The sequence below is a fragment of the Gilliamella sp. wkB292 genome, from assembly GCF_001690235.1.
In the GTDB taxonomy this organism is placed as follows: Bacteria; Pseudomonadota; Gammaproteobacteria; order Enterobacterales; family Orbaceae; genus Gilliamella; species Gilliamella apicola_F.
Genome location: NZ_LZGO01000030.1, coordinates 23,356 through 46,462 on the forward strand (window position 1 = coordinate 23,356; position 23,107 = coordinate 46,462).

Below are 23,107 nucleotides of genomic sequence, written 5' to 3' on the forward strand. Positions count from 1 at the left end.
AATATTTTATAAAAATAGCTTATCAAAATAAAAACGCCATTAGCAATCTACTGCTTATGGCGTTATGAGTTCGTTTTTTTAGTTTGTTATTTTAACAAACTATTGGCTTGGGCAATTACATTTTCAACAGTAAAACCAAATGCTTTAAATAATTGCTCTGCTGGTCCTGATTCACCAAACGTTGTCATGCCGATTACTTTGCCATTTAGACCTACATATTTATACCAATAATCACTAATACCAGCTTCAATAGCAACTCTTGCTGTTACTGATGAAGGTAAAACTGATTCTTTATAAGATGGATCTTGTTTGTCAAAGGCATCTGTTGAAGGCATTGAAACGACTCTAACCTTTTTACCAGCTTGGGTAAGTTGATGATAAGTTTCTACCGCAAGTTCAACTTCAGAGCCAGTCGCAATAATGATAAGATCTGGCGTGCCTGTACAATCATTTAGAACATAACCACCACGATAAACATTAGCTAATTGCTGTGCTGTACGATCTTGTTGTTTAAGATTTTGTCTTGAGAAGATTAATGCTGTTGGACCATCTTTACGTTCAATTGCATATTGCCATGCAATTGCTGATTCAACTTGGTCACACGGTCGCCAAGTACTAACGTTTGGAGTAACGCGCAAACTAGCCATTTGTTCAACAGGTTGATGCGTTGGTCCATCTTCACCTAGACCAATTGAATCATGGGTATAGATAAATAGTGAACGAATCTTCATTAACGCAGCCATTCTTACTGCATTACGGGCATATTCCATAAACATTAAGAAAGTTGCACCATATGGAATAAATCCGCCATGTAGAGCAATACCATTCATAATCGCTGACATACCAAATTCACGCACGCCATAATGAATATAATTGCCATCAGGATTAGCCAATATCTCTTTAGAGCCTGACCACATGGTTAAGTTACTTGGTGCTAAGTCCGCTGAACCACCAAGAAATTCTGGTAGTGCTGGTGCAAAAGCTTCGATCGCATTTTGCGAGGCTTTACGCGTTGCAATAGTTGCTGGATTAGCTTGTAATTTATCAATAAAATCTTTAGCTGTTTGTTGCCAATTATTTGGCAATTGACCTTCAACACGACGTTTGAACTCTTTCGCTAATTCAGGATAGGCTTTAGCATAAGCATCAAAACGCGCATTCCACTCTTGTTCAATTTGCTGACCTTTTGCTTTTGCATCCCAAGCTTCATAATACTCTTTAGGAATTTCAAACGGTGGGTATGTCCATCCTAATGCTTTGCGAGTGGCTTCGATTTCAGCATCACCTAATGGCGCACCATGGCTTTCATGACTACCGGCCTTATTTGGTGAACCAAAACCAATAATTGTTTTACACATTAATAATGATGGTTTATCAGTTACGGCTTGTGCTTGTTCGATAGCTTCAGCTAACGCTTTCGCATCATGACCATCAATGCCACGAATCACATGCCAGCCGTAAGCTTCAAAACGTTTTGCAGTATCATCAGTGAACCATCCTTCAACTTCACCATCAATTGAAATACCATTATCATCATAAAACGCGATAAGTTTACCTAATTTGAGGGTACCCGCTAATGAACAGACTTCATGAGAAATACCTTCCATCATACAGCCATCACCCATAAATACATAAGTGTGATGATCAACAATGTTATGACCTGCTTTATTGAATTGGGCCGCTAATGTTTTTTCTGCAATTGCCATACCAACCGCATTAGCGATACCTTGACCTAATGGACCTGTTGTGGTTTCAATGCCTGGTAGATGACCATATTCAGGATGCCCTGCCGTTTTTGAATGCAATTGACGAAAATTTTTTAAATCATCTATCGTGACATTATAGCCAGTTAAATGTAATAAGCTATAAATCAACATTGACGCATGGCCATTTGATAATACAAATCGGTCACGGTCTGCCCAATGAGGATTAGTTGGATTATGTTTTAAAAAACCTCGCCAAAGAACTTCGGCCATATCGGCCATTCCCATAGGAGCCCCTGGATGACCTGATTTTGCTTTTTGTACGCCATCCATACTTAATGCTCTTATCGCATTCGCGAGTTCGCGGTGAGATAAAGTTGTTGCATTCATTTTGTAATCTCCAAAATATTTAATTTAAATATCATTACTATTTGCAAGTTAAATTACACTTACAAAAATCGTTAAGAAATAACGATAGAAAATAAAAAAGAGGGGGAAACGCTCCCCCTGACGATTGTACATAATTAGAGAAGTGCACCAATCATGTCTTCTAATTTACCTTGATCAACAGCAAAAGCACGAATACCTTCAGCTAATTTTTCAACCGCCATTGCATCACTATTGTGTTGCCATCTAAATTCAGCTTCAGTCATTAATGTAGGGCGCGCAACAATGGTTTGATTAGGATCTAATTTACGTACTACTGGCGCGTTAGATTGTTGCATTTCTGATAGCAAATTAGGCGAAATAGTTAATCTATCACAACCAGCTAAAGCTAAAATTTGGTCGACTTTACGGAAACTTGCGCCCATAACAATGGTTTTATAACCATGTTGTTTATAATAATTATAAATATTACGAACCGAAACAACCCCAGGATCTTGATCGGCGACATAAGGTTCAATTGGTTTTTTAGCTTGATACCAGTCATAAATACGACCAACAAAAGGAGAAATTAAAAAGGCATTCACTTCTGCACAGGCACGGGCTTGAGCAAAGGAAAAGAGTAACGTTAAATTACAATTAATACCCTCTTTTTCTAAAACTTCAGCAGCTTTAATACCTTCCCAGGTTGAAGCAATTTTAATTAAGATTCTTGATTTATCGATCCCTTTTTGTTTATAAAGTTCGATAATTCGGCGAGCTTTTTCAATACAACCTTGTTTATCAAATGACAGGCGAGCGTCAACTTCTGTTGAGATGCGTCCTGGAATAATTTTTAAAATTTCAGCGCCTATATTTACAGCAACTTGATCACAAGCATTGATCAATTGTTGCTCTTTACTGCCACCTAATTTTTTAGCAGTTTCAACAGCAGAATCGATTAAATGACGATATTGAGGAAGTTGAGCGGCTTTAAGTACTAAAGAAGGGTTAGTTGTTGCATCTTCAGGCGAAAATTGTTTAATTGAATCGATATCACCAGTATCAGCAACTACAACGGTTAATTTTTTGAATTCATCTAATTGACTCATACATCTATGTCCTCTACAACATTGCTATTTCAAATTGAGTTATCATATCATTTATTCAATAATAAAACGACACTATCAAATCGCTATTTATATTGTTATTTTGAACTAAGAAAGTTAAAAATGTCGATAAAAACACGCGAGTTCCACTACAGTATTTTATATTTTTTTATGAATTTAAATTTACTTTAACTAAAAAAATTTATTACAACCTAGTTACTTTGAATATAACTTATCGTAATAGCAGATTCGTTCAACCTTAGCCGTTGATCCGCCACCTTCAAATTCCGATTCTAGCCATGCTTGTACGAGCTTTTTCGCTAATTCTACACCGATGACTCTAGCCCCCATAGTCATAATCTGTGCATTATTACTCTTTCTGGCACGTTCGGCCGAATAAACATCATGGCACTGAGCGGCGCGGATACCGGGAACTTTATTGGCAGCAATCGCTACACCAATTCCAGTTCCACAAATTAAAATACCTCGTTCATGTTTTCCGGCTTTAATAGCACATGCAACAGCATTAGCAACATCAGGATATAAACTATTTTCTGACTGCTTATCACTACTATAATCAACGAGCTCAATACCTTGCTTAGTTAAATATTCAACAATACTATTTCTAAACTCAAAAGCAGCATCATCTGCACCTATTGCAATAGATTTCATGTTTTCTCCTTACTAACTTTCATTAAAATGAACATAAGTTCATATTAATATCATTTGTTATTATTTAAATATAAATTATTTCAGTTATGTGATAAAGGTCTCGAAAATAAAATATTTATTAAGCTATTGATGGATAGAAGACAAAAATTATTGAATATTTTTTACTTAAAAGCCTTGATAACCTGAATTTCTTTCACAAAAACAATCAAAGGTTAAACATAAAAACATTTGATACACGCTAAAAAGCATGAAAAAATGAAATGACGCAAATTTATTTTATCTGTTGATACATCTCGTTGAAAAAGGATAAATTAACTGAAGTTATTTAAGATGATGCCCAAGTATAAATGCGTTGACCAGTTAGGTCACAACCTACACAACTGACACATTTTTTTGTTCCACAAGCATTTGAATCCTCCATAATATAGAGCTTTATCTTGCCTTTTTTAATCCAAAACAACATCATTTGTTCAACTGCGCTTTCAGGTAAATGAAAATAGCGAGCAATATCTTGTAGATTTGCTCGCCCTTTTAATTGAATATAATCTCGAATCGAAATTAACATATGAGTAAAAAGACAAACGCTAGGCTTGCTCTTCTCCAATAAGTTTTATGATCACTTTGATGATGGATCACAGCAGCGAGATCCATTTGTAGCATCGTGATGTGATTTGGCCGATATACTTAAAGATGAATATTGTCCAAACCAACGCATTAATAAAATCATTGTACCAATAAATGCAGCACACCCTATCAACCAATAAATTGCCGAGACTGATTGCCCTAATAAAGTTATCTGATAATATATCGTCGCAACCAGCCAACCTACTATAAATGTCCATAGGGCAACAAATACCATCCATTTAATTCCCGCTTCACGATAAATCGCCCCCAATGCTGCCGCACAAGGCGTGTAAAGTAGGATAAAAATCAAATAGGCAATGGCAACATTGTACGTCATAAATGAAGTTTTAATCTTAGCAACTGTAGTAGAGTCAATTGCTAAATCATTTTCAATATCATCAATATCTTCTTTCAAAGATGAGAATCCTAATGGATCTAAAATAGTATCAGTAAAATCGAGTAAATTTTTAGGAATCGATAATATTGAAGCTTTAATACTGTTATTAAAATCGAAGTTATCGCGTTGGAGTTGTTGGTTATCCATAGAATAAAGTGAATTCAATGTCGCAATAACAGCCTCTTTGGCAAAAACACCCGTAAAAAGCCCAACTGTTGCTGGCCAGTTTTGTTTATCAAGCCCCATCGGTGCAAGTGCAGGTGTAATGGTTTGACTAAATGCAGCAAGTATTGAATCATTAGATTGTTCATGTCCAAATCGACCATCAGTGCCCAATGAATTTAGTAAACTCAGTACCGTCACCATAATTACAATGGCTTTACCAGCTTTAGCAATAAAACTTTTTAACCTTTGCCAAGTTAATTTAAACATACTTTGTAATGTCGGAATTCGATAAACAGGCATTTCCATAATAAAAGGGGTTGGCTGACCTTTTAATAAGGTTAGTTTTAAAATATAACCGGTAGCGAGTGCAACGAATATACCAAGCAAATATAAAGAAAAAACGACCATTGATGCATGACGTGGAAAAAAGATAACGGCAAATAAGGCATAAACAGGTAACCTTGCACCACAAGACATAAAAGGAATCATACAGATGGACATAATACGATCACGTGTACTTTCTAGTGTTCGGGTTCCCATAATCGCAGGTACCCCACAGCCAAAACCCACCAGCATTGGCACAAAAGCTTTACCAGGCAATCCAATGCAGCGCATGGCTCTATCAACCATCATTGCCGCACGCGCTAAATACCCAGAATCTTCTAAGAAAGATAAGACAAAAAACATAGCTGCAATAACCGGAATAAAGGTTGATACCGTCTTAATACCCGTTCCAATGCCGTCAGCTAAAATAATATTCATCCAGATAGGCGCATCGAGTTGATGCAATAGATAAGATAGACCTTCAACAAAAATCGTATTAAAAAAACCATCAAAAAAATCGATAAAAATTGAACCAAAATTGATAGCGATTGTAAACATAACATACATCGCTAGCAAAAAGAGAGGTATACCTGTTATCCGTCCTAGCGCAATTTTATCGAGCTTTTCAGAAAAAGTAGAACTTAGCTCTCGAGGTTTATTAATAACGTTTTTACACACATTATCAATCACGTCATAACGAGCACTGGCTAACGCGACATCAATTTCATAATCACACCATGCAGAAAGTAATAATCGACAAGCGTTAAGTTTTTCTGATTCGCATGGGGTTAATTGATAACGTGAGCCGCCTAATAAAGCATCAATCAATTGCCAACGATTAAATTGATGAACCTGACTGTTTGGCGGCAATTCGTCCATATAACGAGTAATTACTGCTTCCTGATCATGACCTAAGGTATTCATTGCAGGTTTAGTCACTTGCTTAGTTGAGCTAATTTTCTCAATTTGTTGATATAATAAATCAATGCCCGTTTTTTTCTTAGATGATATAGCAATTACTGGACAACCGAGTATATGTGACAATTGTTCAGTATCAATTTGTTCACCTGTCATTTTTAACGCATCAGTCATATTTAAGACAACAACCATTGGCAGCTGTAAATCAATTAATTGTAATGTCAAATATAAGCTACGTTGTAAATTGGTGGCATCAATAATGTTGATGATTACACTCGCTTTTTCACTCAAGACAAATTGACGCGTGACTAACTCATCTTGTGACACTGACAACGGATCAGATTCAATAGCATAGGTGCCGGGCAAATCAACAATAGTATATTGGTTATTTTGATAATTAAGCACACCGGTTTTACGCTCAACAGTCACACCCGGCCAATTACCGACTCGCTGTTTTGCACCAGTAAGTAAATTAAACAGCGTCGTTTTACCACAATTTGGGTTACCAATGAGTGCAACGTTCATGACTCAACCTCCATAACTTCGATAGTTGCCGCTTCACTACGCCGCAAACATAATAAAAAACCGCGTATTTTAATTTCCAGTGGATCGCCTAATGGTGCGGCTCGAATCACTAAAACTCTGCAACCTGGCGTGACACCCATAGCTAACAGTCGCCGACGAAATGGCAACGATTCAGGCAATAGACGTGATATAACCGCCTCCTGCCCTAAGGCGAGGTGATTTAAAGTTAGGACTGACATTGTGCTCCTAGATATTGCTGAATTATTCGTTTTAATCTGTATCGTTTAAATCATGATTATCAGAATAATTTAGTTTAAAAACGCGAATATCGCGCAATGATAATGTTTTTTTCAATATAAAAAAGCAAATAAACATTAAAAAAATAGAAATGATTATGGAATTATGGTGTCAAAATGAGATTTTTCATTGAATTTGTAACGCAATTTTATATATTTTTTTATAAAATGGTAATACATAAACCACAATTTATACTAAACCGTATGTTTATCCTAAAACTTGTTGATAAACCCTATTTATTAGGATAATAGCAATAGATTTTTATAGTTATCGTCTAACGAGCAAATTAACAACTAAAATTAACACTCTAAGCCTTAAGATCTAGCTTTCTTATCAACCGCTATCTTATTTTTATTAACATTAGGCAAAAGATCATCTTCATCTATCTAAAAAATACCTCCACCACAAATACAATTAAACTAAAACTATAGTTAATTAAATACTATATCCTTATCCAAACTACTAGCTCATATTAATCGCAAATTGCCGAACTTAGCAGATAACTGTTATAATCTTTTTATAACAATTCAAATTAGGAAAGATTTTAATGTATATCATTTATGGTATTAAAAATTGTAATACAATGAAAAAAGCTTTCACTTGGCTTGATGAACATAATATTAGCTATCAGTTTCATAATTATAAAACTGATGGTTTATCACCAGAACTTTTAGATTCATTTTTACAGTTAGTTAACTGGCAAAGTTTACTCAATACTCGCGGTACAACTTGGCGTAAACTTGATGAAACCATTCGAGCCAACGTTGATAATGAACAAGCGGCAAAAGATATTATGTTAGCCAATCCATCAATATTAAAACGTCCTTTACTCATTGATGGAAAACGCGCTTTATTAGGCTTTTCTGACGAAAGCTATTCACAATTTTTTGCTACACAAAAATAAACCGAGATAATTATGACAGACCCTGTTATTACTTTAACTAAAGCATTGATCGCTGAAAAATCAATAAGTCCTGATGATAAAAACTGTCAAAAAATGATTATTGAACGATTAAAACCTTTAGGCTTTACTATAGAAGAAGTAAATTTAGGTCACACCAAAAATCTATGGGCATATCATGGCGAGCCTTCACAAAAGACATTAATGTTTGCAGGACATACCGATGTCGTGCCAGCAGGTGATGAAAGCCAATGGCTTTATCCTCCTTTTCAACCTACAGTCGATGAAAACGGCATCCTATATGGGCGTGGCGCGGCAGATATGAAAAGTGGCGTTGCGGCAATGGTATGTGCAGCTGAACAATTTGTTAAAAACAATCCCAATCATTCTGGTCGTGTTGCTTTTTTAATTACCTCGGATGAAGAAGCCGATGCTTCTGACGGTACAGTCAAAGTTGTTGATCTACTTAAAAAACGTCAAGAACGCATTGATTATTGTATTGTTGGTGAACCGTCTAGTGATCAAAAACTTGGTGATCAAATTAAAAATGGACGCCGAGGTTCACTCACAGCTAATTTAATAGTCCACGGTATCCAAGGGCATGTCGCCTATCCCCACCTTGCTGATAACCCGGTGCATCGCTTTGCTCCAGCTTTGAATGAATTAGTTACAACAATTTGGGACAATGGCAATGAATATTTTCCACAAACTACGATGCAAGTAGCAAATATTAATGGTGGAACAGGTGCCGAAAATGTCATACCGGGGGATTTAAAAGTCCAATTCAATTTTCGCTATAGTAGCGAATTGACTGACGATGTCATTAAATCTCGGGTTGAGCAAATTTTACAAAAGCATAAATTAAGCTATAGCCTAACTTGGCGATTATCGGGTAAACCTTTTTTAACGCCGCAAGGGGAACTTACCGATGCAGCTACACATGCTATCAAACAATTAACACAATTAGAGACCAAACTATCGACAAGTGGCGGGACCTCTGATGGCCGCTTTATCGCCCAATTAGGCTGCCAAGTGATAGAATTAGGCGTAGTGAATAAGACTATTCATAAAATTAATGAGAATGTAAATTGTCAGGATATCATCACGTTAACAGCAATATATCATAACATTTTAGAAAAACTATTATCGATTTAGTGAATAAAGATTATCGTTACTGATAACAAAAGAATATGTTGTTAGTTTTATTTTTAGCAGTAAACGATGATTGCGATTATTCTCGACCATAACCAAAGGTGATTAGATGGAGTGGCTCAAAGACTATTGGTGGATAATTGTAGTTATTTTAATTGGTATTTTTATTAATACGATTAAATCGCTTAGCAAACTTAACTACAAATCTTATCTGGAAAAAAAGAAAGGGATAAAACCTATCCCCTATAATGATGATGATGACGATGATTAACCAACCTCAAAGTTAATCATTAACGATTATTATGGCCGTCATTGAATATGACTTGATGGCGATAGCGATCGACCCACATAGCGGTTGAACCACAAACCGCAATAGGCATAATAACAAGATTTAAAATCGGAATCATCGTAAATAAGCTGACTAAAATACCATAAATCAAATTATCCATTTTATCCTGCTTTAGTAACTCACGCATTCGAGGAAAGGTAATTTTATGATTATCAAACGCATAATCGGCATATTGAATGTTAATTTGCCAAGCAGTAAATAAAAACCATATAACAGGCGTGACCGATTGCCCAATAACCGGAATAAAATAGGTTAGAAAAATTAGACTTGCCCATAATAGATAATGAATCAGTTTTTGTAATTCTCGTCCCATTATTCTAGGTATATCCATAATCAAACTTATCCAAGAAGTATCAGGTGCCGGCATACCGGTTAATTGAGATTCAACATGCTCGGCTAATAGCCCATTAAATGGCGCAGCAATAATATTAGCAACTGTACTAAAAAAATAGCAAAATACGATAGCGAGTGTCACAACAACAATAAAGCTAATGATATACCCTAACCATTGAAGCCAACTAGGAACAAAAGATAATCCCCAGTCCACCATACCGGTTATGGATACCAAAAACCAATAAAACAATAAAGACATAATCACGATATTAGCAAGTAAAGGTAAAAAGACATAGTGGCGAATGCTTGGGCTGAAAGCTAATGACCAGCCTTTAATAAAATATTCTAGACCAGTTTTTGGCTGGTAATCAGTTTGGTTACTGTGCATGTTGGTATTTGTTTTTTCAAAATTATTTAATTTCACATTTTGTCCCTTCTAATAAAATATGATTTTATGTTAAGTTTTGATTAAAATATTTTAAGCCTTGTTATCAACATTGTTAAACCACTGCTTAACTTCATACTTTATTGCCTGCATTAAAGCTGCTTTGCCTGTTAATTGATACTGTTTTATCACATGTATTAATTTATTATCATCTTGCAATAATGATTTTAAGATAGGTAAATTGAAAGCGTTTTGTTGATGATTATTAAATTGATTCAATCGACAAAGTGCAGCATAAGTTGCTTCATAAGGGCGGTGATAGTAACAAAATCCACGAAGTTCATCAAGATCCTGATGGGTTAGTTGCTGATCGCTATTTAGCTGAAAACGATCAGCTAATGGTAGATCGATAATATTTTTTAACCAGTACCAGTTACGCTGCAATTTTTTGTTTAACTGCATGGTCAAGGATAATCCCTGCTTGGTGATAGGTTTTAATGCCATTACGGAATAACTACCACTGCTTGTTTCTTTACGACTACCAACGTGAACCAGTACAAATCCACATGCAGACCAAAACTGATCGTTTGCTTGATTAAAAGCATAACTCACCGAAATAAAATCTTTACCTTGTATAGCCCCATGCTGATAAATGCGTTCAACCAATTGCTGAGCAATATGTTGGCGACGATGAGACTCCGTAACGGCAATACGATTAATTCTAACTGATGCAAGCTTAGCTGCTAATTTTTCACCGGCATGCGCCACCAACGATTGAGCAACTAAATTACCTTTAGGTCGGCGCGTACCTTGCCACACGGCTTCAATTAAACTGTCAGATAACTGACCTTCATCTATCGTGATGGCACCAGCAATAAGATGATTTTCTTGCTTTGCTTGCCAAACAGTTTGATTATTTGCATCAAAAATACGTCTTAAATCAATTAAAGTTGTTTGATAATGCGCAGTTTTTAATAAATAAAAAATCTGTTTTAACGCAGTAATATTATTACGGCTAACCCTGTTATATTCAATCGATTGATTTATCAGATGACTATCTTGTTTTTGACAAAATAAACCATTTAGCAGTAAACAATCAGTAATAGCTTCAAGCTGATCACCATCTTGCCAACGTATTGGGTTTGTTAAGTAGAAAAACTCACACGATTTATTTTTAAATAATTGTAATAAAAAACCCTGTCCTGTCCCTTCATAACCTTCCATCGTTGTAGTTAATAATACTGGGCAATTATTCTCAGATGCAAATTGCAATAAGTTTTCCAGCATCGGAAGTGGAATCATGGCAGCTTCGTCAATAATTAAATAATCAACATGACCACTAAATCCAACCTCTATTAATTCATCAGGTGCAACAAATTTAACCGATGATTTGGCGAAACGAAAAAACGTAGTTAAAGCACTTTTGTTAGGTGCAGTAATAATAATTGATTGGTGATAATGGCTAAATAGACCGGATAAAGCTGATTTTCCTCGTCCGCGTTTAGCCATTAACACTTTAATTGGCGCATCACTTATTAGTAGACGTTCAAGGATAGTTTGTTGTTCTGTTAAACTCAGCTGTGCTGTTTGAATATTTGGAAAGTCGCGTTGATTAGATTCAATGTCAAAATCCTTTAAGATTTGCTCAAGATGTTTGACAAAATTGGGAACCTCAATAGCTTGGCTGTTCTCATTCCAGCGTATGCTATCTTGATCACACCAATGGTTAAAATCTTCTGGTAAAAGTAATATAAGTATACTTCCTTTAACCAAAGTCCCAACCAGCATGGCAAAAGCATCTAAATTAAAACCTTGCGTTGCATCAAAAATCGCGTGCAAAAATTCTCGACCTAATAACGATTTGGTTTGATTGGGTAAAAAAGTTTTAGTCAAAAAAGGGGGTAAATTATTCTGTGTGGTGATTGTGATCCAATCAGCTTGATACCGATTTATTATATCACGCAACTGATTCAACAATTGTGTTGCTTCGCCTTTTAATACCCAGAGCTTTCTTGTGCTATCTGGACCTGACATAAGCTAACTTTTTCCAATCACGAGCGATAAAATACCTGCCGCTATCAATGGTCCAACTGGGATACCTTTGAAAAAAGCAACACCAATTAATGTACCAATAATTAAACCATTAATTATGGTCGGATGAGCACCAATTAATGATACTCCCCGAGTACCTAACCACGAAACAGCAATCCCTACCAGGATAGCCAACATTGATTGCCAAGTAGTAAAGGATTTTAAAATATCTTGAATTTTTAAAGTCCCATCAGCCAAAGGAACCATCATTGCAGCAGTTAAAATCACAATGCCAATAGTTAAACCATATTGATTTAAAAAAGGGAAATATGTTGATAGTGGCGTTAATTTGAACAGCAATAATAACAAAACGGCAAAGGTCACTGTGTTATTATGCGTCACATAACACAGTGCAGCTAAAGCTAATAGAAGAAAGAAAGAGATATCGAACTGAGCAAACATTACAAAGGTACACCAATGCGCTTAGCGACTTCTTCATAAGCTTCTATTACACCGCCTAAGCTTTGACGGAAACGATCTTTATCCATTTTTTTCAACGTCTCTTTTTCCCATAGACGACAACCATCAGGAGAAAACTCGTCACCTAAGGTTACTTCACCTTTGTATAAACCAAATTCAAGTTTATAATCAACTAAAATCAAACCAGCTTTATCAAATAGTTCAGTCAATATTGTATTAATTTTAAAGCTCAGCTCTTTCATTGTAGCTAATTGTTCATCTGTCGCCCAGCCAAAAGCTTTACAGTGCGATTCATTAACCATTGGGTCATGCAATGCATCATTTTTCAAAAATAATTCAAAAGTTGGAGGATTAAGGACAGTGCCTTCTTCAACGCCTAAACGTTTAACTAAAGAGCCTGCAGCGCGATTACGCACGACACATTCAACAGGAATCATTTCTAATTTTTTAACTAAAACTTCATTATCTGATATTAAGGCTGCAACTTGTGTAGGAATGCCTTCATCACGTAATAGTGTCATAATAAAATAGTTGAATTTATTATTAACCATTCCTTTGCGATCTAACTGCTCAATACGTAAACCATCAAAAGCAGAAGTATCATTACGAAATTCCAATATTAGTAGTTCTGGGTTGTCTGTTGTGTAAACAGTTTTTGCTTTACCACGATAAAGCTCATCCAACTTTTTCATGCTTATAACCTTATATCATAATAGCCAATAAATAATTAAGGAGCTTTTCGCTCCTTAAATTCGAACTCATTGTTGTTATCTTTACTTCGGATTTATTGAAAGCGTAAATAACAACACACTACTTATTATTAAAGTCATCGATTACGATAAACCAATAACGCACCAGACGACTTTTGAATTAAAAACTCTATTTATCACGACAACCAACTCGATAACGACAACTATCGACGGTTGCTGTCTTTAAGATCTTCTTTTAAAGCCTTCATGGACTCAGAATCTTTATCTGACTTAGTGTCCTTTTTGGCATCATCATCTTTAGGATCTTTCACTGGTGGTTGTCGAACTGATTCTGGTGCAACCTCATCCATGATGATATTAAATAAACCAACTACGTAACGTTGTACTTCTGCTGGTTGGGTAGAAATATCTTCAGCACCACGAGTTAGCGAGTTCAAGCCAAGTGTAATGGTTTCAGTGTTACCCATAATTTTTCGCTTAAATACGTACGAAGCTTCAGTTTGTTGCGATTCGTCAGCACGTACTATATATGCCTTAGCCGTTTTAATAGTTTGATTATCACGACCATCAATAGGAATATTTTTGCTAGTTAAAATATTAGGAATTCGATCCCATAGATTATAACTTAATGGTACATTGAACGTTACCATACCATTGTTATAGACCACAAAAGCTTCAGAAATCGTTGAAAGCGGCAACATAGGTGGGCGAATATCAACTTGTTTTCCTAACGGCCCATCGATTTTGCCATTATTCACAAAAAAGTCAGCAACTTCTGCTGGTACTGTAATACCTTGTGGAACAATTAATGGTTTTAAACTTGGTGAATTTAAATAGTCATCATTACCATCAACTTCACGTTTATAGTTTTGATCGCTTCCACATCCTACAAGAAAGAAAGAAGCAACAGCGGTCAAAATAGCGACTTTTTTTATGACATTATTTTGCAATACGGTTTTATTAAACATAGATGTCTGCTTATAAATTAAAAGTTATACGAAAATAAATTACAGTAAATTAGCATCTTTTAATGCTTGTTCCACCGCTGGAATTGAAGCATCGGTCAGCGATATCATCGGTAAACGAATTGTACCATCAGCGATCAAGCCCAATCTTAGGCAAGCCCATTTTGCTGGCGTGGGGTTGGGTTCAATGAACAAATTATTATGTAATGCTAATAAACTTTCATTTAACGCTCTAGCCTCTTTGATTTGGTTGTTTGCAGCTAATTGACAAACTGTAGCAACTTGTTTTGCTGCAACATTAGCAGTAACAGAAATCACCCCATCACCACCTAAAATCATAAAATCTAAAAATGTAGCATCATCACCACTTAACAGTTTAAAATCATCTCCCACTAATTTTCGCGTTTTATATACGCGAGAAAGATCACCTGTTGCGTCTTTCAATGCAACAATATTTTTGATTTTAGATAAACGACCAACGGTCTCAGGTTTGATATCGCTACTTGTGCGACCTGGCACATTATAAAGAATCTGAGGTAATGCAGTACATTCAGCAATGGCTTTAAAATGCTGATACATACCTTCTTGAGTCGGTTTGTTATAATAGGGAGCAACAGTTAAACACCCCACTACCCCAATATTTTCAACTTGACGAGTTAATTCAATTGCTTCTTTAGTGGCATTAGAGCCTGTTCCAGCAATAATATTGATTCGCCCTTGCGCATAATCAACAGTACGCTTTATAACATCGATATGTTCGTGATGATTAAGTGTCGCTGATTCACCCGTTGTTCCAACAGATACGATAGCTGATGTGCCATTAGCAATATGATATTCGACCAATTTTTTTAAGCTTACGTGGTCCACATTTCCTTTAGAATCCATTGGTGTGATAAGGGCGACCAGACTTCCTGTAAACATAAAATGACCTCTCATATTATCTGTTTAAACAACAACTTTAAAGAATAAAAAATCTGCGAATAAGTATGCGATATTTCTTAGTTAAATTCAACTTTTGTTATGCAGGATTATCAATATCAATAAAAATAACCTCAAGGCTATATTCCTTAGCTAACCATTCGCCAAGCTTTTTAATACCATAACGTTCCGTTGCGTGGTGACCTGCTGCATAAAAATTTATACCATATTCACGTGCAATGTGGATAGTACGTTCAGAAACCTCGCCGGTAAAAAATGCATCATAACCTTGTTGAGCCGCTGCTTCGATAAAATCTTGCCCGCCGCCGCTACACCAAGCAACGCGTTTTATCACTTTAGGTGCATTATCTCCACAAAATAAAATAGAACGCTGACTGTTATGCAAGACTTTTTCCAATTTATGCTTAAATTCAAGAGCGGTTAACGGTTCGGTTAGTGTTCCTTTAAAAAGTAAATCGGTGATATCAGTGCGCGGTTCAACCGAAATATTAAGCATGTTAGCTAATAAGATATTATTTCCAAGTGTGGGATGGCCATCTAGCGGTAAGTGATAACCAAACAGATTAATATCATGAGATAATAATGTCTTAAGTCTCTTATATTTAATGCCAGTAATTGTTTGTGGTTCACTTTTCCAAAAATAGCCATGATGAACTAACACCGCATCTGCTTGCAATTCAACCGCTTTATCTAATAAATCTTGACAAGCCGTGACACCTGTCACAATTTTTTTTATCTCACTTCGCCCTTGCACTTGCAATCCATTAGGGGCATAGTCACGATAGCGTAAAACTTGCAGTTCTGTATTAATAATTTGTTGGAGTTCGTAATTATGCACAATGCTCCTCGCTACTTTTTACTCAATCATAAAGTTAATCTAAAAACAACATTAACAAAAAGCTGAAAATTAGCAGATAAACGTTTAGCCCTTTTGTTTAGCGCCAATTATAGACACTTTCTTGAAATAACTCATCTGATATTATGACTAATTGATTTTTACCACCCTAGCTGACCAATGTTTTAATTACTCAATTAGTATCTATCATATTCATTTTAATGTTTATTAATTTAAATAAAATAGATTAAGAATGTTGTCAGGTTTCAATTATAAGTAGAAGTCAAATAATAAGTGAAGGTTAAACTAGCTATTTAAGATAGCTATCGTGAAAACGAGGCTTTCCCCTTTTTATGAAAATGCATCAACTCGTCTTTATCACACAACTTCTGAAATAGTATTGCAATACGCTAACGCACTTTATAAAGATTAACAATTTGCTAAAACAAACATTCGATTAATCAGAAATAAAACAATTGGGATTATTATTCTAATGAAGATCATTAATCTTGGTCTTGTTGGATAATAAAGAACAAGCTAATCAAGAATTTAGTGTACTAATTTGTTACTTTCCAAGTTTAGCAGCAACTTCTTATTATTTATAAACATTAATCACTTGCAATCAAATTAGTCAAGCTTAAGGAAGTATTACAAACTTTTGTAACAACGTTTAAAACATCTGCCTAAACATTATAAATGTCTTAATTCACAATGGACTGAAGAGATTGAACTATCAAAAAACAATCCCCCCATTTAGATTGATTTATAAGATTTAACCGAAGATTAAATTATCGCTTAAATGCTAAGATGACTTAGGTAAAACTAGGCGAAAACAACAAAAACTGGCATAATAACCTCCATTTTTGACAAACGAAGATAAACAATTGTGCCAAACACAAAATTATGTGAACGCTTTCGGGGTTTTTACCCAGTCGTGATTGATATAGAAACCTCAGGATTTGATCCTAAACTCAATGCCATTTTAGAAATTGCCGCCATTACCCTTAAAATGAATGATGACGGCTGGCTTGAGCCTGATGAAACGTTACAATTTAACGTTAATCCTTTTGAAAACTCTATTTTAGAACCGAGTGCTTTAGCTTTTAATGGCATTGATCCTGATAATCCATTAAGGGCAGCTGTTGACGAAAAACTCGCACTGGAATCCATATTCAAAATGGTGCGTACTGGAATTAAAGCCTCTGATTGTACCCGTGCAGTCATTGTTGCCCACAACGCACACTTCGATCATAGTTTTTTAATGGCAGCGGCAGAACGTGCCGGAATTAAACGTAATCCTTTTCATCCCTTTGCGACATTTGATACAGCATCACTATGTGGTTTAGTTTTTGGGCAAACCGTATTAGCAAAAGCGTGCGAAGCTGCAAATATTGCCTTTGATCATAAACAAGCACATTCAGCACTTTATGATACCGAAAAAACCGCTATTTTATTTTGCGAAATTGTCAATCGATTTAAACGATTAGGAGGTTGGCCACTGCCACAGACTAACGAACAACCTGATCAATCAGCATAAAAAAAGAGAGAGATAATATCTCTCTTTTCTGTTTAAATATGCACATACAATTTAATTAAGATTTATGTTTTTTAGCAGTCTCTTTAATTAAGGTTTGTAATTCACCAGCTTGAAACATTTCTAACATAATATCACAACCACCAACTAACTCACCTTCAACCCAAAGTTGTGGAAAAGTCGGCCAATTAGCAAATTTTGGTAGTTCCGCACGGATATCAGGATTTTGTAAAATATCAACATAAGCAAACGGTTCACCGCATTGTGATAAAACTTGCACTGCTTGGGCTGAAAAACCACAACTTGGCAACTTAGGCGACCCTTTCATGTACAAAATAATTGGGTTATCAGCAATCTGTTTTTTAATTTTTTCAAGTGTTGTCATTTCAGTTGTCATACTAGTTAATCCTTATTTTATTTCTAGCAAATTGTGACTATTTTAACGTAGAATTATAACTTGTCATACTGCTATATTTATTTTGTTTTACTATAATGACAATTTATGAACATCCTGCCATTAGTTGACAAATAAGCACCTATAAAAAATACGATAAAATTAAGATCAACAACCCTTTCATTAACAATATAACAAATTTTGATTTATGGAAGATCCTCTATTCATTTTTTGTAAATGATTAAAACTTAACAGTTAAACTTAGCTGACTAAATGTAAATTCTTACTAAGTCATTTTGGCGATCTCTTTTCCTTGCCATCACAATATAGTATGCTTATTGTTATTAAAATGACTTTAATAAAATAGATATATCGTGCATCCTTTAATCCTGACTTTACGTAAAGTTTTTTATAGCAGTAATCTCCTTTTTAGTATTCGTATGCTAATTAGTCTGACCGGCTCTACCCTAGTTCCATGGTATTTTGGTCATGTCAATTTAGTCATCCCGTTAACTTTAGGCGTTGTGGCTGCTGGACTGACCGAGATTGACACCCGCTTACTTAGCCGTTGTATTAATATAGTTTTAACGCTATTTTGTTTTGCTATTGCAACTTTTTCAGTTGAATTACTATTTGATTTTCCATTGGTTTTTATTGTGGGATTAGTTTTTTCAACTTTTGCTTTTATTATGCTTGGCTCACTAGGACAACGCTACGGCGTCATTGCGTTTGGATCATTACTGATTGCTGCTTATACAATGCTAGGCCATAATTTATATGCTGACAATTATACTTTACCTTGCTTTTTATTATTAGGTGCACTTTGGTACAACATTGTGTCGTTAATTGAATCTATCATTCAACCTATCCGCACAACTCAACAAAGTTTATCAAACTGTTTTATTAGATTAGCCCAGTATCTTGATGCTAAAGCGGCAATGTTTGATCCAGACGAGACCGATGGATTTACGAAACAAACCTTACAATTAACCGAAAGTAATACTCAATTAATCAATGCATTTAATCAAACTAAACGTTCACTGTTTAATCGTCTAAAAGGCTATCGCGGGCAATCTTATGTCAAAAAGATGTTGAGTTATTACTTTGTGGCTCAGGATATTCATGAACGAGCTAGTTCAGCACATGGACAATATCAAGCGTTAAGTGATAATTTTAAACATAGTGATATTTTGTTTCGATTTGCGCGAATTTTAAATTTACAAGCAAAAGCCTGTGCCAAACTTGCTTTTGCTATCAAAATGAATCAAACATATCATCATGATCCTTTATTTGCGCGCTATTTTTCTTACCTTGAAGAAGCGATATCTCAATATCAAAGTCAGAATAAAAATTCGTTACTTTTAATAAAATCATTAAAAAATTTATATCAAAACCTGTTATCTATTGATCTGTTACTTGCCAACATTGATACAGAGCAGCATCTTGCCAAACAGCAAGAAGAGAATCAATTGGTTGATGATGAACTTACCAGCTTTCATGACATTTTCGCCAAAATAAAACAAAATTTAACCATCAAATCAGCCCTATTTCGTCATGCTATTAGAATGAGTATTGTGCTCTTTGTTGGCTATAGTGTTATTTATTGTACCGACCTTTCACACGGTTATTGGATTATTCTGACCAGTCTTTTTGTTTGCCAACCTAACTACGCCACAACAAAACATCGACTAAAATTGCGAGTATTTGGCACAATATTAGGGATCATCATTGGTATACCTTTAACCTATCTATTCCCGACTATTGAAGAACAACTTATTTTAATCATTATTACCGGTTGGTTGTTTTTCTTATTTAAAAACTCACAATATGCCTATGCGACAGCATTTATTACATTACTGGTCTTTTTTAGTTTTAGCTTAATTGGAGAAAGCAGTATTGAGGTCGCATTGTCTAGAATTATTGCAACCTTGATAGGCTGTTTTATTGCCTGGTTTGCGGTAAGTTTTATTTGGCCCGATTGGAAGTTTAGAAATCTTCCTAAATTAGTTGATCGGGTTTGTCATGACGACAGCCACTATTTAGCCCTAATTGGTAGTCAATATCTGACTGGAAAAACTAATGATCCCAAATACCGTTTAGCAAGGCGATCAGCCCATGATAGTAATGCAGATTTATCATCATTAATTAGCTTAATGACTAAAGAGCCGCATATGAATCCTGCATTAATTGATAAAGGTTTTCGATTATTAACTTTAAACCATACGCTAATCAGCTATTTATCGACACTAGGTGCACATCGTGATAAATCTATTTCTAATCATACATTAGAATTGTTTGATGATTTGTCGGTTTATATCATTAATTTATTGACTGATAAACAGTTAAATAGCGAATATCAACCGATTAAACAATCGGTCGCAAATTATATCGAGTCGATTTCGATCCAAGATGAACAAGCCAATAATGATTTACTCGTTATGCAACAATTAGCACTAATACTCGATATATTGCCGGAATTAATCAGTCTTGTTAGCGAATTAGACAAAAAATCGACTTAATCAAAGCTTGCTAAATAAAGTGATTTGCTTACATACAAATATTTATGAGTAAAGATGTTATACACCCAAAATATAGAGAGAACGGTATTTTTGCATATTCTCATCAATCCAAATGATTAGGTCACTAATTATTTGTGAAAAATTCAATTTATATTTCAGAAAATTTTTTGACATCTCTTTTTGCCAAGATTTATCAAAAATAAATGCAAAATCAAACAGATCATCTCGCAGTTCAATTAAATTTTGCGCTTTTATCACTTTCTGTTTAAGTTTGAATTATTGAGGTTTTATCAGTAACCATTGTTGTTGAGTAACCTGCGTTGCTCCCCAATGTCCAAAATTCTGATAATTAGAAACATTATAATAGATAATACCTTCAATAAAGCTAAATGCGCTTTCTGCCAGATATTTGGACGTTGCATTCCAATGAGTATTTTTGAAAGGAGGAGTCGTAAATTCAAAAACTAGTTCTCCCATCTCTGATTCTAACGATCGTAATTTAAAATTTATCCTATCTCAAGATAAAGCTATAACGTTATTTATCGATGAATTACACCATTTTTGACTGTGCTTAAACCGGCAAATGTAGATAGAATTAATCACAAATTAAAAGAATAACCATCGCCCCTCAAGAAATTGATTTCGCTTAGATATAACAGGTATTTTGACTATCCTTTAGGTTTATAGAATTCAAACTTAGATAACTTTACTGCTAGTTTCAAGAAAAATTGGATAATCATTATGATGTTACTTATTACGTGAATGTAATTAAATCAATACTAAAAATCACTTAAGTTAAAGCCATATTTAACCTATTAAACCACCAATAGATTAAATACAGCGTTATTGATATCACTTAAAAGTCAGGCACGGTAGCCGTTTTACTTAGACCATAACTATTAAAAACTCCCTCTACCGCAGTTGAGCTTTTTTCTTGTTTTATCCATAAAATAAAGCTTTGCTCAGTGCTTTGACTATAAAAATGTAAATGCGGATAAGTAAGATTAACACTTCCCCATTTATCTACCATTTTTTGTTTTACGTCAGTAGACCATTTACCTTGAGCGGTTAAGCGTTTTTCAGCACGTCTTAATGCACTTTGTCCTTTCGGATTAACCCGAATTAAACGTAAATAGCCCTTAACTTCAGCTGGTATGGCTGTGATCGGTAGAATCAATACATAGTCAGCAATGGCAGCCTGTTGCTGTAGCGCACTTTTAAATTCCTGTAACTCGGCTTCAGTACCAAAAATGCGAATAATTCCACCCAGTGTACGACGGACATTATAACAAGGAAAACTGATGCCGAGATTGCCCTGAAAATTAACCAAGACTTGATGCAGTTTTTGCATCACTTGATTCACCACATTGACTTCGGTTATCTCAATTTGTGGTATGGCGCGCAGTTCAAAATAGTGTGTATGCATATTGCTTACTCCTTACCGCTCGCCCCAAATACACCACCACGAATTAATACTGCAATCACATAATGTTGTTGTTCCAAACTTGGCTTTTCCCCTTTCAAAACCCAGTTATCAAACAAGTTATAAAAGTCCAATTTCTGTTTAGGTTGGCGGAAAGCATGCCCCATAGTGGTCACCGAACCATAAGGTTCAATCGCAATTGGAAATTCCGCTTTTTCATCATACCAGGTATCAATAGTACGAATTGCATTACTCACTTTTTGCGAATGCATCGCTGCTTGACCATTTTTGTCATAAAGCACTTTGCTTTTTTCTTTACCAGTATCTAAAATTAATTCTTGTGATGGGTAAACTTCTTGTCCTAAGCCCATTTTTAGTGTTGCGGTAACATCAAAGATCACAAATTTTTTATTAGCTAATCCTGCTTCAATAAGATCAGTTAATGCTTGAACAGATTTATCATCATAATCAAAACTGTTAAGCTGATAATTTTTGGCATCAACGTTAGCGACGTCAATTATCTTAGCTTCATCTTTATCATTGTGCGCTTGGTAACTCACGATAATATTAATTTGCTCGGCTGCCATACGGTTACGCCATAACCAACGACCATTTAAAATATTAATGGCATATCGTTTCGCTAACGCTTTTAAACCAACATCTTTAATATATTCTTGAGTTGTCGTTGTTAACTGTGCTTGATATTCAACATCATTACATACTGACGGTTTACCGGTAAAAGGTAACACTTTACAGCTCCATGTTATCACTAAAGTATCTTTATCGGCATCTAACGCAGCAACATCAACAGTTTGTAAATTAGGTTTTTGAATTTCGGCATCTAATTTAGCGGGATCGCTAGCAATGGCATTTTTAAGGCGATTAGAGATAGTTCCGCGTACTGATTTTTCGGTTAATCGAACCGGAGATAATATTTCAGGCTTGGCAGTATTTGGCTGAGAAAAAACAGCATCAGAAATATCAAAACTGCGTTCAAAAGCTAAAACAGATGCGGTAGTGATTTTACTTTTACTCATAATAAATTCCTTATTGTATAACG

General features: G+C 35.2%; 22 protein-coding genes. 5 read left to right on the top strand and 17 right to left on the bottom strand.

Annotated features, from left to right (window positions below):
- Nucleotides 1-86: 86 nt before the first annotated feature.
- From tkt to A9G09_RS03165, 6 genes are all read right to left on the bottom strand, one after another.
- Nucleotides 87-2,093 (bottom strand): transketolase, encoded by a 2,007-nt coding sequence (gene tkt / locus A9G09_RS03140; RefSeq protein ID WP_065633459.1) that lies wholly within the window; start codon nt 2,091-2,093, stop codon nt 87-89.
- Between the two features lie 134 nt (nt 2,094-2,227).
- A complete protein-coding gene (tal, locus tag A9G09_RS03145) occupies nt 2,228-3,178 on the bottom strand; it encodes a transaldolase (RefSeq protein ID WP_065633460.1) in 951 nt (316 codons plus the stop codon).
- Nucleotides 3,179-3,391: 213 nt separating this feature from the next.
- Nucleotides 3,392-3,847 (bottom strand): ribose 5-phosphate isomerase B, encoded by a 456-nt coding sequence (rpiB, locus tag A9G09_RS03150; RefSeq protein ID WP_065633461.1) that lies wholly within the window; start codon nt 3,845-3,847, stop codon nt 3,392-3,394.
- Nucleotides 3,848-4,172: 325 nt separating this feature from the next.
- Complete coding sequence (locus tag A9G09_RS03155; RefSeq protein ID WP_065633462.1) at nt 4,173-4,412, bottom strand: FeoC-like transcriptional regulator; 240 nt, start codon at nt 4,410-4,412, stop codon at nt 4,173-4,175.
- Nucleotides 4,413-4,463: 51 nt separating this feature from the next.
- On the bottom strand, nt 4,464-6,800 hold the full coding sequence (gene feoB, locus A9G09_RS03160; RefSeq protein ID WP_065633463.1) for a Fe(2+) transporter permease subunit FeoB: 2,337 nt from the start codon (nt 6,798-6,800) through the stop codon (nt 4,464-4,466).
- Nucleotides 6,797-7,039 (bottom strand): FeoA family protein, encoded by a 243-nt coding sequence (locus A9G09_RS03165; protein WP_065633464.1) that lies wholly within the window; start codon nt 7,037-7,039, stop codon nt 6,797-6,799. The genes feoB and A9G09_RS03165 overlap by 4 nt, the downstream gene beginning before the upstream one ends.
- Before the next feature lie 605 nt (nt 7,040-7,644).
- On the opposite strand from A9G09_RS03165, the gene A9G09_RS03170 reads away from it, so the two are divergent.
- The 3 genes from A9G09_RS03170 (at nt 7,645) to A9G09_RS12570 (ending at nt 9,421) form a co-directional block, all read left to right on the top strand.
- On the top strand, nt 7,645-8,001 hold the full coding sequence (locus tag A9G09_RS03170; RefSeq protein WP_065633465.1) for an ArsC family reductase: 357 nt from the start codon (nt 7,645-7,647) through the stop codon (nt 7,999-8,001).
- A gap of 12 nt (nt 8,002-8,013) precedes the next feature.
- Complete coding sequence (dapE, locus tag A9G09_RS03175; RefSeq protein ID WP_065633466.1) at nt 8,014-9,153, top strand: succinyl-diaminopimelate desuccinylase; 1,140 nt, start codon at nt 8,014-8,016, stop codon at nt 9,151-9,153.
- Nucleotides 9,154-9,259: 106 nt separating this feature from the next.
- A complete protein-coding gene (locus tag A9G09_RS12570; RefSeq protein ID WP_081297461.1) occupies nt 9,260-9,421 on the top strand; it encodes a YpfN family protein in 162 nt (53 codons plus the stop codon).
- 19 nt (nt 9,422-9,440) lie between these two features.
- On the opposite strand, the gene cysZ is transcribed toward A9G09_RS12570, so the two are convergent.
- From cysZ to A9G09_RS03210, 7 genes are all read right to left on the bottom strand, one after another.
- The gene (gene cysZ / locus A9G09_RS03180; protein WP_065633516.1) at nt 9,441-10,220 is read right to left on the bottom strand and encodes a sulfate transporter CysZ; all 780 of its coding nucleotides are present in this window, start codon (nt 10,218-10,220) and stop codon (nt 9,441-9,443) included.
- 90 nt (nt 10,221-10,310) lie between these two features.
- Entirely contained in the window at nt 10,311-12,251 is a 1,941-nt protein-coding gene (locus tag A9G09_RS03185; RefSeq protein WP_065633467.1) for a GNAT family N-acetyltransferase, read from the bottom strand.
- A gap of 3 nt (nt 12,252-12,254) precedes the next feature.
- Nucleotides 12,255-12,710 carry a DUF441 domain-containing protein gene (locus tag A9G09_RS03190; protein WP_065633468.1) on the bottom strand — a complete coding sequence of 152 codons (456 nt, stop codon included), beginning with the start codon at nt 12,708-12,710 and terminating at the stop codon, nt 12,255-12,257.
- Nucleotides 12,710-13,420 carry a phosphoribosylaminoimidazolesuccinocarboxamide synthase gene (purC, locus tag A9G09_RS03195; RefSeq protein ID WP_065633469.1) on the bottom strand — a complete coding sequence of 237 codons (711 nt, stop codon included), beginning with the start codon at nt 13,418-13,420 and terminating at the stop codon, nt 12,710-12,712. The genes A9G09_RS03190 and purC overlap by 1 nt, the downstream gene beginning before the upstream one ends.
- A 221-nt stretch (nt 13,421-13,641) precedes the next feature.
- Nucleotides 13,642-14,406: an outer membrane protein assembly factor BamC gene (gene bamC / locus A9G09_RS03200; protein WP_065633470.1), complete on the bottom strand. Its 765-nt coding sequence runs from the start codon at nt 14,404-14,406 to the stop codon at nt 13,642-13,644.
- A 39-nt stretch (nt 14,407-14,445) separates the two neighbouring features.
- The gene (gene dapA, locus A9G09_RS03205; protein ID WP_065633471.1) at nt 14,446-15,324 is read right to left on the bottom strand and encodes a 4-hydroxy-tetrahydrodipicolinate synthase; all 879 of its coding nucleotides are present in this window, start codon (nt 15,322-15,324) and stop codon (nt 14,446-14,448) included.
- Between the two features lie 97 nt (nt 15,325-15,421).
- The gene (locus A9G09_RS03210; protein ID WP_065633472.1) at nt 15,422-16,180 is read right to left on the bottom strand and encodes a Nif3-like dinuclear metal center hexameric protein; all 759 of its coding nucleotides are present in this window, start codon (nt 16,178-16,180) and stop codon (nt 15,422-15,424) included.
- Nucleotides 16,181-17,060: 880 nt separating this feature from the next.
- Between A9G09_RS03210 and rnt the strand changes: the two genes are divergently transcribed.
- Nucleotides 17,061-17,714: a ribonuclease T gene (gene rnt / locus A9G09_RS03215; RefSeq protein ID WP_065633473.1), complete on the top strand. Its 654-nt coding sequence runs from the start codon at nt 17,061-17,063 to the stop codon at nt 17,712-17,714.
- A gap of 55 nt (nt 17,715-17,769) precedes the next feature.
- On the opposite strand, the gene A9G09_RS03220 is transcribed toward rnt, so the two are convergent.
- Nucleotides 17,770-18,096, bottom strand: coding sequence for a Grx4 family monothiol glutaredoxin (locus A9G09_RS03220; RefSeq protein WP_065633517.1), 327 nt, complete (start codon nt 18,094-18,096; stop codon nt 17,770-17,772).
- Nucleotides 18,097-18,479: 383 nt separating this feature from the next.
- On the opposite strand from A9G09_RS03220, the gene yccS reads away from it, so the two are divergent.
- Complete coding sequence (gene yccS / locus A9G09_RS03225) at nt 18,480-20,624, top strand: YccS family putative transporter (protein ID WP_218056814.1); 2,145 nt, start codon at nt 18,480-18,482, stop codon at nt 20,622-20,624.
- Nucleotides 20,625-20,900: 276 nt separating this feature from the next.
- Here the strand turns inward: yccS and A9G09_RS03235 are convergent, their stop codons facing one another.
- From A9G09_RS03235 to csy3, 3 genes are all read right to left on the bottom strand, one after another.
- A complete protein-coding gene (locus A9G09_RS03235) occupies nt 20,901-21,101 on the bottom strand; it encodes a hypothetical protein (protein WP_065633475.1) in 201 nt (66 codons plus the stop codon).
- A gap of 379 nt (nt 21,102-21,480) precedes the next feature.
- Nucleotides 21,481-22,050: a type I-F CRISPR-associated endoribonuclease Cas6/Csy4 gene (gene cas6f, locus A9G09_RS03240; protein WP_065633476.1), complete on the bottom strand. Its 570-nt coding sequence runs from the start codon at nt 22,048-22,050 to the stop codon at nt 21,481-21,483.
- A gap of 5 nt (nt 22,051-22,055) precedes the next feature.
- On the bottom strand, nt 22,056-23,084 hold the full coding sequence (gene csy3, locus A9G09_RS03245; RefSeq protein ID WP_065633477.1) for a type I-F CRISPR-associated protein Csy3: 1,029 nt from the start codon (nt 23,082-23,084) through the stop codon (nt 22,056-22,058).
- Between the last annotated feature and the right edge of the window lie 23 nt (nt 23,085-23,107).

Coding starts and splice junctions, on each gene's coding strand:
- A9G09_RS12570 (WP_081297461.1), top strand. CDS start 9,260: ATGGAGTGGCTCAAAGACTATTGGTGGATAATTGTAGTTATTTTAATT.
- bamC (WP_065633470.1), bottom strand. CDS start 14,406: ATGTTTAATAAAACCGTATTGCAAAATAATGTCATAAAAAAAGTCGCT.
- rpiB (WP_065633461.1), bottom strand. CDS start 3,847: ATGAAATCTATTGCAATAGGTGCAGATGATGCTGCTTTTGAGTTTAGA.
- A9G09_RS03170 (WP_065633465.1), top strand. CDS start 7,645: ATGTATATCATTTATGGTATTAAAAATTGTAATACAATGAAAAAAGCT.
- A9G09_RS03155 (WP_065633462.1), bottom strand. CDS start 4,412: ATGTTAATTTCGATTCGAGATTATATTCAATTAAAAGGGCGAGCAAAT.
- cysZ (WP_065633516.1), bottom strand. CDS start 10,220: ATGCACAGTAACCAAACTGATTACCAGCCAAAAACTGGTCTAGAATAT.
- A9G09_RS03235 (WP_065633475.1), bottom strand. CDS start 21,101: ATGGGAGAACTAGTTTTTGAATTTACGACTCCTCCTTTCAAAAATACT.
- purC (WP_065633469.1), bottom strand. CDS start 13,420: ATGAAAAAGTTGGATGAGCTTTATCGTGGTAAAGCAAAAACTGTTTAC.
- dapA (WP_065633471.1), bottom strand. CDS start 15,324: ATGTTTACAGGAAGTCTGGTCGCCCTTATCACACCAATGGATTCTAAA.
- A9G09_RS03165 (WP_065633464.1), bottom strand. CDS start 7,039: ATGTCAGTCCTAACTTTAAATCACCTCGCCTTAGGGCAGGAGGCGGTT.
- dapE (WP_065633466.1), top strand. CDS start 8,014: ATGACAGACCCTGTTATTACTTTAACTAAAGCATTGATCGCTGAAAAA.
- cas6f (WP_065633476.1), bottom strand. CDS start 22,050: ATGCATACACACTATTTTGAACTGCGCGCCATACCACAAATTGAGATA.
- feoB (WP_065633463.1), bottom strand. CDS start 6,800: ATGAACGTTGCACTCATTGGTAACCCAAATTGTGGTAAAACGACGCTG.
- tal (WP_065633460.1), bottom strand. CDS start 3,178: ATGAGTCAATTAGATGAATTCAAAAAATTAACCGTTGTAGTTGCTGAT.
- A9G09_RS03185 (WP_065633467.1), bottom strand. CDS start 12,251: ATGTCAGGTCCAGATAGCACAAGAAAGCTCTGGGTATTAAAAGGCGAA.
- tkt (WP_065633459.1), bottom strand. CDS start 2,093: ATGAATGCAACAACTTTATCTCACCGCGAACTCGCGAATGCGATAAGA.
- A9G09_RS03220 (WP_065633517.1), bottom strand. CDS start 18,096: ATGACAACACTTGAAAAAATTAAAAAACAGATTGCTGATAACCCAATT.
- csy3 (WP_065633477.1), bottom strand. CDS start 23,084: ATGAGTAAAAGTAAAATCACTACCGCATCTGTTTTAGCTTTTGAACGC.
- A9G09_RS03190 (WP_065633468.1), bottom strand. CDS start 12,710: ATGTTTGCTCAGTTCGATATCTCTTTCTTTCTTCTATTAGCTTTAGCT.